Below are 12730 nucleotides of genomic sequence, written 5' to 3'. Positions count from 1 at the left end.
TACTGTCATGCGGAAAATCTCTGCGGTGAAAAGAGAAACTATCGCCTCATGCCGAAGCCTCTTTCTGGCATATAATACTCCTTGTCGTATGCGATATGGTCAAGCACACATTGCAGTCGGTCAAGTTGAGGGCTATCAAGCACTTGTATGGCATTGATGGTGATTTTCTGTGATGCTATTCTTCGATGCTCACAGTTTCTTTCCGACATGGTTCCGTCACCGTCTGCAAATACTGAATGCAGGTAAGCGTTGACGGATTCCGTCTGTTCCTTGCTTGGGTAAGCGGCAGGAAAGCGGTCGGAAATGTAGTCTACCATATTGCTGACCGCATTAGCCAACAGAGGGTCACGTTTTTGCAGACTGTTTACAAGTTCATCTTTCGTCATGATGCTATGGTCTATTGTTCATTTCATTCAGACGGTTTGCAGCCTCCAGTCTTATCTCCTCCTCCGACATTGCTCTTGCTCCTCGCACCCAGTCAAGCAAGGCTTTCTTCTCAAAGAAGATGAGCTTGCCAGCAGGCTTGAAGTACGGCAACTGGTTAAGATGCGTCATCTTGTAGAGCGTACTCTTGGCAATGCCGAGAAAGGCGGATGCCTCTTCAAGGTTCAACACTTCCTTTGTCATATAGCAAAGGTTTTCCAACTTGTTCACTCTCGACTAAAGCTCCACTATCTTGCGCTCATGGTCGAGGTTCATCTTTAATGCGTTCTTTTCTGTCATAATTCTGATATTTTGTTTATTTCGTTATCGATTTCGGCTGCAAAGGTATATAGTTGCCAATGATATTCAAGCAGCCGTTATGGTTTATTAAAAGTGCTGATTTTCAATTCTTTGGTTCTATTTTACCATGCTGTAACGTGGTAGATTGGTCGGACACTCATCTGAAATTCAGCATCTTTAAATATTTATCGTTCAAACACTCCCAAAGTCAGGAATTGGACAATAGGGGTGGCAAATCTTTGGTTCTATTGCCAGTTCTCGTTTTTGAAAATGTCCAACAGAGTGCAAAACAAAATTTAACACCCGATTTTCTCAAGTCATGCTGTTTGAGGTCAAAATCGCTTGCAATAACCACATTTAGGGTACAATGGTAGGAAAATGAGTTGTGAATGAGAGAAATAGGGATTTCCCCTCGTTTTTCAAGGGACAAATTTGTACCTTTGCAAATGAAACAGAGGTATTCAACAAGGGATATTTCGGGCAAAGTGTTCTTGACTTTATTTTTCCGTGTTTTTGTCCCGTTTTTGTCCCTCGCTGATTTTGTATCACGAGACAAGAATTTGCAAGTTGCTGATTTACAATGGTTAAAGCTGTATCTTGGAGGGTTGATAACGACAACCACCAGTAACCACCAAATAGGCAGGCTTTCCGTTCTTATATACGATGTCTTTGGAGAGGAACAGACCGCTTACCATTTCCATGATGTTGATAAGAGTTGTTTTGTCAGCAAGATAGAGAGGGGAAAGAGATTGCTTATTAGTACGTTGCTGTAGTTGTTCCGGGTATTTGATGCGCCATTCAATAAGGCGTATTTCAGTGTTTAAAAGTCCTATCGCTTCATCTATAAGATGTAAATAGGGCATTTTTTTCTTGCTCAAACCGTGCACGATACGATTTAAGACGATGCAAGCCAAAAGAAAAATAGCGGAGTAATACGCTATAATCCTGTTCATTGATACTAAAATTGATTACCCATGTAGCCAATTCCTCAATCGCTTCTACTAATTCGGATGCAGAAACTTTGTGCTGTGAGTATTCCGATAATAATTGGAAAAATCTCTGTTGTAATAATTGATTCATATATTAATAAATAAAAGAATAATCAACTGTAACTTATCCATTCAATATACTATCTTTTTTATTATTTTTTTGTACAGCAATAATGCCTTGTTTGATAAGTACATCCGCTTCGTTAAACTGGAATATGTTATAATTGTTTGTATATGACCGTATCACTATATCCGGAATTATTTTACCAATCTTTTTCATTATCTTACTCCCCCGGTGGAAAGCACTAATGCTATTTTCTGTTTTTCTGTTTTTTCTATATTGGATTGTCACTAATTAAAAAACTCAATATTTCCTCAGGAGTTTTGAAAGAATAGATAGTATCAATCTGTTCAACATGAGGGTTTCCCCACATCACTAAACCAAAATCCACTCCGGCATTTTTTGCACACTCCCAATCATACAGAGTATCTCCGATATAAATTATGTCTTGCGGACTGACTCCGGTTTTTATCAGATAAGATAACATAGGTGCAGCGGAAGGCTTCGGCAATATGCTATCTTCTACCGTTATCACTGTGTCAAAATATGAATCAAGTCCAAATGGACTAAAGTCACTAAGATATTCACTTCTACTTTTCGAGGTGATAATACCAAGTTCAACTCCCTTACCGCTAAGTTCTATGAGTAACTCTTTTATACCATCAAATAGCTTCATAGTATGCGACAACTCTTTTGTATAGCTATTCCATAGTTTACCTGCCATTGCTACGTCTTTGAAGCCTAATCGCTTTAATGCCACTTCGCTTGGAATCCCTAACGCAAAATATAAATCAGAAATTTCATATTTTTTATTTAGAAACTCCCAAATAACTTTTTGCAATGCCATGAGGTCTGCGTATGCAGAATCTAACATTGTTCCATCAATATCGAAAATTATATGTTTGTACTTCATAATCCGATTTCAAGTGCTAAAATATTTATCCTTATTTAAATCTTTCAAAACCTCTGCATCCCAAAATTGGTGAAAAAAAGCAGGATTAGCTTTGCGTTTTTGCTCTTTCGTTACGATGTAGCTTCTTTTTTCAAAAAATGGACAAGCGGTTAAACTTATCTATGTTTTTTGAGATTATTTACTCAATCCAGAAAGTTCCATTGAACGTACCTTCGCTAAATACTAAGGAAAAGGAACCTTCATACCGACCTTGCTCCTTGTCACAGGAGAGAATCCGGAACGTTCCTTTCTTTACGATTTCACCGTTTATCAAAGCGTATGACACTTTGTTGTCTTGACAATAATTGAGGTATTCCCAACGCATCATGGAGGGATCGATATATTCAATCTCTATTTTTTCGATTGTCTGTTCCTCGTGCAGATAGACTTCCGGCGTATCGACATAAAGGTTTATCCTTACCATATAGATAGCCATGCTTTTCCTGTCGATGCCTAAATCACTCATGAAGAAGGCGCCATCTTCGTCGTGAAGAAAGTAAGGCGTCGCTTGAGGGCTATCCGGACTAAATGGAGAGTGGAAAGGAGTTTGGTTGATGAGTTGCAGACCGTTTAATTCTGCCGTACATTTTGATTTGAAATAGTCTATACCGTCATGCGTTTCCTTCTCGCAAGCTGTCAAGAAGCAAATGGCAAATAGAAAAATCATGAAAACTGTAAACATGGTGAATAGTTTCTTCATTTTGCTGTTATTTTAAGTAATTGAACATTGATTTCTTAAAATGGCAAAATACGGCAGAATAAAGAAAAAAGGTCTTGACAATTGTCAAGACCCCTTTATAATGAATGTTAAAAAGTTGGCTATTTCTCCAATTTGCGGCGTATGCGGCTAACTGTTTCAGGAGTAACCCCTAAGAAAGAAGCTATGCTTTTCAAGGGTACAGTATCTTTAAGGTCAGGACAACGTTTCATTAGTCTTTGATATCGTATTTCAGGTGTACAATACGAATCGAGCAATCGTTCATACACCATTTCATATAGATTTTCAGCTACATATCTTCCTAATCGTTGAGTTTCCATATTCGTTTCCCAACATTCTATAATATCATGGCGTGATATTTCATAGACAGAACAGTCTGTTAACGCTTGAATGCTTACTGCTGACAGACAACTTCTCATAAAAGAAGAATAGTCACATACAAATTCATCGGTAAAAGCATATCCTACAATGTGTTCTTCTCCTTCTTCGTCAATATGCGTATATTGAAATGTGCCATGTTTCACCCAACCGGCAAAACGTTTCACCTCATTTTGTCGGATAAAGAAATCTTTCTTATGGTAAGTACGCAATATCCCTTTTCTCGCAAATAAATCTTTTACAAGGGAATAGTCCAAATTGTTGAGATAAGAATTAAATTCTTTCATTATTGTAAGCTATTTCTCCAGTTTGCGGCGTATGCGACTAACTGTTTCCGGTGTGACTTGTAAGAAAGAATCCACTTCTTTCAACGTAATGTACTCTTGAATGTCGGGGCATCTGTTCAATAAATCAAGATACAGTTCTTCCGTAGTTTTACAGTACATATCCAACAATCTATGATACATCAACAAGTATGATTGTTCGACAAGCGTACATTTTAGTTGCATGATTTTTACATTTGCAGCAAAGAACTCCTCTACTTTTGAATAGGGCATATAACAAATCTTTGTATCGCAAACGGCTTCAATTGTTACTAATGACGGTTGATCAGGTGCTATAAGTGTGCATAAACTTCCTGTAAATTCTCCAGAGAAAGTATATCCTACTATATGTATATTCCCTTTTTCGTCCACACGAGTATATCTCAATAAGCCGTGTTCGATATAAGCCCCCCGATGATTCACTTTGCCTTGAATAGTGAATTGTTCACCCTTTTTGAGTTCGATATAAGTGCCATGTTCCAAAATGAACTGCTTTAGCTGTTCTAATTTCGAATGGTTGGCATATTGTGAGTTAAAATCTTCCATACTATAAACTAATTGCAATTAAAATATAGAATAACTTCGTGAGTTGTTCTCTCAAAAAGCAAAAATAGATTTCTGACTTTATCAAAACATCTTCTCTTTTTTTAATCCACTTTATTGTGAGTTTAGTTTGTGCTTTTGTATATATATCCAAAACGAACTAAACTTATTTCTATTGACTGAAAGTATATGCTGGCGAAAGAAGAAATAACCTTTTCTTTTCGCCAATTTTAAAGTTTGTAACTCTCATAGTTTGAGGAAGAAATGAACTCTTTTATTTCTTCTTCTGTTGGAAGTTCTATCCTATACTTCTGTACAAAGATATTTGGGTCTAATCCGGCAGTGGCATACTTTACTAATGTATCTCCCTTTTCAGTGCAAAGCAGAATACCGATAGGTGGATTATCATCCGGCTGCATCACTTCCGCTTTGAAATAGTTCAGATACATATTTAGTTGCGAAGCATACTCATGGTGGAACTTGTCTATCTTCAATTCTACAATAACATGACATTTCAAAATACGATGATAGAACACAAGGTCGGCAAAGAAATAATCTTCATCAATCAAGATGCGTTTTTGCCGGGCTTCAAAGCAGAAGCCATGTCCCATTTCCAATAGGAAGCGTTGCAAGTTGTCAAGAATGGATTGTTCCAAATCGTTTTCCGTCACTAATGCACGTTCATTCAACCCTAAGAACTCCAAAGTAACAGGGGTATTGATAACATCTTTAGGTTGTAATAAGGTTGCTTGTTGCTGGACTAAAGCGGAGAGGGCTTCTTTGTTTTTGGATAGTCCGCTACGTTCGTAATATAAAGATGCGATTTGTCGCTCTAACTCCTTTACAGACCAGCAGCCACGCATGGTTTCCATTTCATAGAAAGCACGTTTTACCGGGTTCTCAATTCCCGATATGGTATTTAAATGGGTGGAAGATAATCTGTTGAATAATCTATCAGCCGGAATCATCCACGTTTCGGTTTGTGGGTATTCTGTTGATAGTTTCCAAACGCCATTTTCAGATTCGGCGGTCACCAACCGCCGAATTGGTTCAGTGAATTCGGCGGTCAATGACTGCCGAATTTGAATTTGTGATGCAATGTATTGTGTAACAGGTTCTTTTAGTTGTGGATAAACGAGGTACAGCCGCCTAAATTCACGGAATCTACGTTCATTCAGACCTTTTGTTTTCAGTCGTTATTCCAGTTTTTTCAACAATTGTTCACCGTAGGCGGCACGGTCTTCTCCGTTCTGCTCAAACTCCACGATATAGCACCCCATAAGCCAGTTACGGGAAGTAAGGGCAAGGTTTACGGCGTGTGCGGCTTGTGCCTGCAACGTGTTCTGTATCGTGCTGATATGTTTTACTAATGCTTCAAAGTTCATAGTTACAAAGATAAGTCTTTTATGGTTAAAACTTTAGTTCGGGCAAGCTGTTTATTGCTTCCTCTTTCAATTTATCCACCGCACGGGTGTATTTCTCCGTATGCTTCAATCCGCTATGCCCTAAAAGGCTGGCTACGGTTTTGATATTTGCCCCATTGTTCAGAATGTTCACGGCAAACGAATGTCGGGCACAATGCCAGCTTATATGTTTGTCTATTCCGGCTCTCTTTACCCAACGTTTTACTGATTTACAGCAGCTTTCGTAAGTAGGTAAATCGAATATCAAGCAGTTTTTATCTGCCGGGGCTTCACCAATGATAGACAATAGACCATCATTCAGGGGAATAACTACACCACTACTGGCAGAATGTCCCTTTGTCTTACTTTGCTCAAATTTCAATAACCGATTAGCGTAATCCACATTCTTATAGGTAAGGTCTTTTACATCACAGAAACGCAGACCGCAGTATAAGCAGAAGATAAAAGCACGTCTGACATTCGGGTTCTCGTTGTCATAATGGCAAGCCGCCAACTTTTGTATTTCTTCGGGAGAAAGAACATCTTTCCGAAGCATTTGGCTATCCACTTTGCAGGTAACACTTTTGCATGGGTCTTTCAACATTACATCGTGGTCAATCGCATATCGAATAACTTTCTTGAAACGCTGGTAAATGCTTTTAGCCCCTTCACCCACACTTCGGGATTGCAGGTAGGCTACAAACTGCTCCATCATTTCTTTGGTGATAAGTTCCGGTTTGATACTAAACTCATTCATGGGGTATTGCTCTTTTAAGAAGTCCTTAAAACGGCTAAGTGCAATTTGTACCATGCGAATATCTTTCTTGGTATAACTGTTGATATAGGCTTGGAAATAGTCTAAGAAATTGACCGTTCTATCTTTTTTTAACCGATAGCCCAACATACTTTCTTTAAACTCCTGTTCACGCTCCGCACGTATCTTTGTAGCAAGCTCCAACGTTTCTTTGTTCTGCTGACGTTCTGCAGGGGTACGGGGCTTATCTATCAGATACAGACTAAGGTTTTCTTTTCGCCTGTTGTGCTTTACTGCAAACTTGGGCTTACCTTGCATCTTTCCACTATCATAGTACACTTGATTGCCGTTTTTATCTAATACGGGCTTTTCCTCTCTACCTAAATAATACTCTAAGTAAAGGCTAATTCTACCATCCGAGAGCTTATTTTGTTCTAACTTGGGGTTTTCTTTCGTTTTATTTTCTAACTTTGCCATTGTTTAGAGGTTTTATCCCGATTTAGGTACCATAACCGGGTGATTACGCTAAATAGTTGATTTTCTTTTGTTTTCCGATATTGCAAAGGTACAAAAGAAAATGATATTTCAAAGTGTACTAAAAGTGTACTGAATAACGGAAAATGGGCAAAATATGGCAAAAATAGAGAAAATAGGAAATATACAAGTGATTGATAATAAAGAAGATATGTTCTTTTATTTTCCTATGATTTCTATGGCTTGTACCGGGTCTGGGTACTGAAGCGGAGAAAGTAGAAATACTCTCTCCGTTTTTCTTTTCTACTCCTCGTAAATTGTTGGTCATACCGAAATTCGGATCAATATAAAATCAAAGCGGGATAAAAAATAAGGTAAAATGTAATATTAAGAAATGATGATTGATAAACTGGATTTATTATCAAAAGATGAACTAAAGGAACTGGTCAGAATATACGCAAGAAACATCTATGCACTTGATGGAGTATGGTTTCAATCCGTAGAAGGAAAGAACGGTATGGATGAAGCTATGTTGCACGATGAAAATGCATGGAGAAAATTCACCCGTACGGAAGCCCGGAGAATCAAGAAATTTCTGGAACTTCCTGAACAGGCAGGACTCGAAGGACTGGAGAAAGCATTAGCGATCAGATTTTCTGCATTGTCGAATCCTTCGGTAAGCCTTTTCAAGGAAGGAGATTCTCTTATATATCGTATCAATGAATGCAGGGTGCAGACTGCCCGAAAGAATAAAGGCATGCCGTTTCATCCTTGTGCGTCGCCTGGTTTTATCGAGCATGATGGATTTGCACGCGTCATCGACGAAAGAATCGTTACTGAAATGATTAGCTGTTATCCGAATGTTACTGATCCGGAGTGTGCTTGTTGTTGGAAATTCACATTAAGGTAGTAATTCAAATTCTCCATAAGCCACTTTGGTGCCTCTGTTGAATGATTTGTAGATACGGTATTTCCCTGGATGGTTGGGGGATTCTGATGTATAGAGTTTAATTGTTTGTTGGTGACTCGGGTGCTCCGGTGGGAAAATCCACAGTATATCATTAACGACAGGATCGGTCGGCAATGTTTCCCATTGCCGTTTACTTTTGTTATAGTAAGCAAGGCTGTATTTTTCTCCGCACTCATATTCATAGTGAGAGTGGTTGGTGATGGTTATTTTTACTTCTGTAGTTGATAGCGGATAATGATCGTGTTCTGTTTCTATAGAAAGCGAAGCGGGACTTATGTCCTCTCCAGTCGGAATGTCACGGGGAATAGGTCGCAATGTGACGGAGTTCGTTTGCGATGATTGGTTGGTTTTCTTAGGTAACACTGTATAAAGCCCTTGTTCGTCTTTTATTATCTCATATTTTCCCGATTTCAGCCACGTATTCCAATCCTTAAAAAGGTCGGTGATAAATAGGTATAAATCTTCGGAAATATATATTTCTGTACCTGACTTTAAGTCGCATGCCAACTGACCATTTACGACAGACAGATGTTTCTGGGCTCTTTGTAAGGCTTTCAAATAGACAACCTGATTAAATGCGTAATCTTTATTGAAACCTCGTCCCGTGAATAAATCTATTGCAGCATACGACATCGTCCCTCTTGTCTTCAGGAAAGTAGTGTCGGTTATAGACGTCTTGTATCTATTAGCTTCTTCCCACATCTTTCTTTTTTCCTGTTCTCTGAATTTCTGCACGATCTCGCTCACTTTATCTTGTTCGCTTGTTTCTCTGTGAGATTTTAGGCTGTCATTATCTTGTAATTCGTCATAAAGAGGTAAAGCAAAAAAAGTGTTATTGTCCTTTTCAAACTGTTCTATGATACATGGGATAATTTTCTTACCCATAGCTTTTAGCTCTTTGAATTGGGGTAAAATGGTGTAAGCACGGGTACTTGAACTTAATTGTGCTTTGGGATTGTTGTGTATTTCTTTTTCCCAGGCATTAAATAAACTGTCAAATTTGGCTATATCCTCTGTTGTCAAAATATCACTTTTTTCTGTATTCTGTTTAATACATCCCGTAGTGATAAAGATAAATGGCAGAATAAAGAAAAGTGTTCTCATCGTTTTAATTATTAATCGGTTTTGTAATAGGTTTGCATAAGGGTATGTCAAGCTTTTGATCTGTTTCCTGCAAATATAGAAATAATATTTCTAAACCGATAAACTGGATGCTGCTGTTTTTTTACGGGATAAGAAAACGTTTATTCGTTTTTCGATGTGATACTAGCTGCCCTTTGATAAATAATGTGAAAAAACAGTTTTAACCTCATCATCGAATTAACTTTCACCCATTTGTGAGGTCTAACATACATAACTTATTTAATATGAGAATTAAAATGATGAGAAAGCAAATTTTAAGTTTGGCAGTTGCGTTATTGATTGGCTCAACTGTATGTATGGCTCAAAATCGTCAGAATGGAAAGGCTGATAGAGAGAAACGTATGGAACAGATTGTTGCCGATCTGGGCTTGAATGAAAAGCAGGCCAAAGATTTCAAAGCTGCAATGGAAGAAATGAGACCTGCGAAAAATAAATCGAATGAAAGACCTACGCGGGAAGAAATGCAAAAGAAAAGGCAGGAAATAGATGCTAAAATAAAAAGCATTCTGACCGATGAACAATATAAGAAATACCAAGATATGCGTAAGAAGGATAACGCGAAGAAAAAGAAAAAAGCAAAATAAGTACTATTCGTTTAATCTAAACCTGTCAAACGGAGAATCGTAAAAGATAATCTGTTATGACGCTATACTTATTTTCGGTTCTTTCATAAATAATTTATTTAATCTATATGACCATTTTCGTTCTACTAAAGTTGAATGCAGGCTCCATTTAAATGAGTCTATTTCTCAATTTAAGTAGAACGAAAATTTGTTAGACGATGTTTCGTCTTATATCTATACTCCCTCCACTAAAGCTTTTCTTTATGCTTTTATCTTTCAATCTTTCACCTTCTGCTGAAACTCCCTGTCTATGGTAGTTGTACGTTGGTGATAGATGTAAAATGATCTTTCGCCGATCTGTCATCTTTCACCGGATATTTTTTATTGCAAACTTATCCTCTTCCCGGCTTGATTCGTATTACTTTGTAGAAATTACCGCGTTTCGTATGCAAAGAAGGTATTTTGTTCTTTTGTAATATTCTTCCGAACTGGACAATACTGCAGATAGATACATGAATCTTGCTGTCATGTTGTAGTTGTTGCAGTATTTCAATGGCAAGGAGTTGCTCGCATTCTTCTCCTTCTTTTGCCCCTCGGAAATATTCGTGAAACAACTGTTCGGCAACCGGCATGACTTGAAATTCCTGATTATTCTCCGTCATGACATTTTCATCTTCCGTGTTGAACCAATATCGCTCTCCTCTATATAAGTCGTGCATGGCTTGTGCATAAAGCTGCTCATAATCAATGGGGGAGCAGTCGATGGGACCGGTCACGTTAATGACGATGTAGCGTCGGCTGCCGGAAGTATCAGTCAGTAGGTCCTTGTGATTGCTTGTCCCAATGAAAGATGCGTATCGGCGCATCTCTTGAGTAGCGGTGCCATGCGGACGCCGGACGTTGACAACCGGTTTTTGAAGAATATGTTTCAGAAATGCCTGCTGGCTCACTCGGTTCTGGTCAAATTCATCCATATTGATGAGTGCGAATCTATTTAGAGAAAGTTCGGCATCCCGCTTATTGCTGAAATCAATGCGGTCGGTATAATAAGCCTGTAATTCAGGTGGAAGTAGACTTCGGCAAAAGGTGGATTTTCGGTATGCCTGCGGACCGACCAGTAACGGTACAGTACAATTGGCGTATTTCCGGTCTGTCTGACGCCAGTGGGCTACCATATTCAGAAACCAGCGGTAAAACAAGTCAGGCCAGTGGGTATTGTTGCAAGGAACCCGGGTTGCTAGTTCCCGAATCCGGTCACGTCCGTCCCAATGGATGTCCAGCCTGAAAAGGAAATCTTCAATAGGATTGAAAATAGGGATACGGTCGGAGTCCAGATACCGGACGACGTCTCTGTCCCATAGGTTAAGCCCTTCCAGGCGTGCGTTCATTGCGATGCTGTTCCGTATGCGGTTACTGATGGGACGGAAACAGAAACAAAACGTGTTTCGTTCGCGGTATTCCGTAACTGTCGTCATCGTATTGTAGCGAAATTCATATCGGCGTTGCATGAATTCTTCCGTCCGAAATTCCAGTTCCTGTTCTGCTGATAAGGGAGATTTCTTTCCGAAACCTTTTTCGCACGTATATACATTCTGTATGGTTTGCCGGATCAGGAATTCTTTATTCTTTGTATAGAAATGGGCGGTGGACCAACGGATCGTCTCTTCTTCCGGTATTCCTGCCTGAAAACAGTTCTTCGCTACCTGAACCAGCAAAGGCTTCAGGTCTTCATCGGAATGAATATGGATTCTTGGCTGTAATTCGCTTAGTGATTGATATGCCTTGTTTAAAGCAGCTTCGAAGAGAGCGGATAATGTGTCGAAACTGTCATATCCCGGAATCAACCGTTTGAATGGAGATGCTTCTGCTTGCACAGCTTCCTTGTAAGTTGTTTCCGAAGGCATTTCCAATGGCTGCCGCATGTAAATCACGGTAGATTCAGGGTTGTAATAAAGTTCCGGGTCATAAGTCTGTCGGCAGAACTGTTCCAGAGCAGGATTCTTCAGTTCGATAGCATAGGAAAGGGCGGGCTGGTATAGGCTGACCGCTTTTCTGTAGGCATTTGCCTGAAATATTTCCGCTTCTTCCCGTTTTTGAGGAAGTGACTTATCGGGACGTGTGAATCGTATCCATATTTTTACGGAATGTCCTCCGGAACCCATAAAGGCTGCGAATGTATGTGAAAGTTCGGCCGCTTCCTGCTTCACCCGGTTTACTTCCATCCGGTTGGCGAGATGATTCACTTCTATTTGTATAATGCCGTTATATCCGGTCATCTGTATACCGTTGACTGTTTTGCGAAAAGTGGCAGCTGGGACAACTTTGACCAATTTCTTGACGTCGTCCAGTTTGCTGTCCGGTGATGCGTAACGGATGCTCGTGCGTAGGTTGCTGACTGGCTGGGCTTTCGTTTCATGCTTCATCGTTTCTATTTGTATGTTTATGTCCAACGTTCGCATGGTTGTCGTTTCTCCGTTGTCCCGCATCAAAGTAAGTTTCATGATAGATGTGTTTTTGTTTATGTCTCTTTATTTAAAAGGCGAGTAAAGGTATGTTTTATTATTGGACTCTCCAAATATATCATCTTCTCTTTGTTGGACCTTCTTATGTACTGTCTCTTACATTGGCTATTAATAGAAAAGTTCCTTTCTTCCCTATGCAAAGTTTCTTTTGGCTGTTTGCAATCTATAAATGAAAGCTTTGATTATATAAATGCAAGTTCCGTTTTTATAAATG

General features: G+C 39.2%; 12 protein-coding genes and 2 pseudogenes. 2 read left to right on the top strand and 12 right to left on the bottom strand.

All coding sequences use genetic code 11. The annotated features are described in order from the left end of the window. Positions 1-38 precede the first annotated feature (38 nt). The 10 genes and pseudogenes from BSCG_RS05905 to BSCG_RS05940 all read right to left on the bottom strand — a co-directional run bounded on the left by BSCG_RS05905 (position 39) and on the right by BSCG_RS05940 (position 7321). Positions 39-386 carry a hypothetical protein gene (locus BSCG_RS05905; protein WP_008776936.1) on the bottom strand — a complete coding sequence of 116 codons (348 nt, stop codon included), beginning with the start codon at positions 384-386 and terminating at the stop codon, positions 39-41. Positions 387-390: 4 nt separating this feature from the next. Next, positions 391-654 (bottom strand): helix-turn-helix domain-containing protein, encoded by a 264-nt coding sequence (locus BSCG_RS05910; RefSeq protein ID WP_008776935.1) that lies wholly within the window; start codon positions 652-654, stop codon positions 391-393. A 698-nt stretch (positions 655-1352) separates the two neighbouring features. Then, a pseudogene (locus tag BSCG_RS0127820) lies at positions 1353-1610 on the bottom strand (hypothetical protein); the annotation flags it as partial. Then, positions 1561-1803: a hypothetical protein gene (locus BSCG_RS30590; RefSeq protein ID WP_008776933.1), complete on the bottom strand. Its 243-nt coding sequence runs from the start codon at positions 1801-1803 to the stop codon at positions 1561-1563. The gene BSCG_RS30590 and the pseudogene BSCG_RS0127820, both read right to left, overlap by 50 nt. Before the next feature lie 244 nt (positions 1804-2047). Then, on the bottom strand, positions 2048-2686 hold the full coding sequence (locus BSCG_RS05915) for an HAD family hydrolase (protein WP_008776931.1): 639 nt from the start codon (positions 2684-2686) through the stop codon (positions 2048-2050). Positions 2687-2864: 178 nt separating this feature from the next. After that, positions 2865-3425: a hypothetical protein gene (locus BSCG_RS05920; RefSeq protein WP_008776930.1), complete on the bottom strand. Its 561-nt coding sequence runs from the start codon at positions 3423-3425 to the stop codon at positions 2865-2867. 119 nt (positions 3426-3544) lie between these two features. After that, positions 3545-4108 carry a Crp/Fnr family transcriptional regulator gene (locus BSCG_RS05925; RefSeq protein WP_008776929.1) on the bottom strand — a complete coding sequence of 188 codons (564 nt, stop codon included), beginning with the start codon at positions 4106-4108 and terminating at the stop codon, positions 3545-3547. A gap of 9 nt (positions 4109-4117) precedes the next feature. After that, on the bottom strand, positions 4118-4690 hold the full coding sequence (locus BSCG_RS05930; protein ID WP_008776928.1) for a Crp/Fnr family transcriptional regulator: 573 nt from the start codon (positions 4688-4690) through the stop codon (positions 4118-4120). Positions 4691-4917: 227 nt separating this feature from the next. Beyond that, positions 4918-6072, bottom strand: a pseudogene (locus BSCG_RS05935) (PDDEXK nuclease domain-containing protein). Between the two features lie 25 nt (positions 6073-6097). Then, the gene (locus BSCG_RS05940) at positions 6098-7321 is read right to left on the bottom strand and encodes a site-specific integrase (RefSeq protein ID WP_008776926.1); all 1224 of its coding nucleotides are present in this window, start codon (positions 7319-7321) and stop codon (positions 6098-6100) included. A gap of 391 nt (positions 7322-7712) precedes the next feature. On the opposite strand from BSCG_RS05940, the gene BSCG_RS05945 reads away from it, so the two are divergent. Beyond that, a complete protein-coding gene (locus tag BSCG_RS05945) occupies positions 7713-8228 on the top strand; it encodes a DUF6125 family protein (protein WP_008776925.1) in 516 nt (171 codons plus the stop codon). Here BSCG_RS05945 and BSCG_RS05950 read toward each other — a convergent pair. After that, the gene (locus tag BSCG_RS05950) at positions 8220-9392 is read right to left on the bottom strand and encodes an immunoglobulin-like domain-containing protein (RefSeq protein WP_008776924.1); all 1173 of its coding nucleotides are present in this window, start codon (positions 9390-9392) and stop codon (positions 8220-8222) included. The genes BSCG_RS05945 and BSCG_RS05950 overlap by 9 nt on opposite strands. Positions 9393-9670: 278 nt before the next feature. On the opposite strand from BSCG_RS05950, the gene BSCG_RS05955 reads away from it, so the two are divergent. Continuing rightward, a complete protein-coding gene (locus tag BSCG_RS05955; RefSeq protein WP_008776923.1) occupies positions 9671-10015 on the top strand; it encodes a hypothetical protein in 345 nt (114 codons plus the stop codon). A 371-nt stretch (positions 10016-10386) separates the two neighbouring features. On the opposite strand, the gene BSCG_RS05960 is transcribed toward BSCG_RS05955, so the two are convergent. Beyond that, positions 10387-12495, bottom strand: coding sequence for a BT4734/BF3469 family protein (locus tag BSCG_RS05960; RefSeq protein WP_004323779.1), 2109 nt, complete (start codon positions 12493-12495; stop codon positions 10387-10389). Positions 12496-12730 lie beyond the last annotated feature (235 nt).

It is taken from the genome of Bacteroides sp. 2_2_4 (assembly GCF_000157055.1).
GTDB classification, from domain to species: Bacteria; Bacteroidota; Bacteroidia; order Bacteroidales; family Bacteroidaceae; genus Bacteroides; species Bacteroides ovatus.
This window is presented reverse-complemented; position numbering and strand designations above follow the sequence as displayed.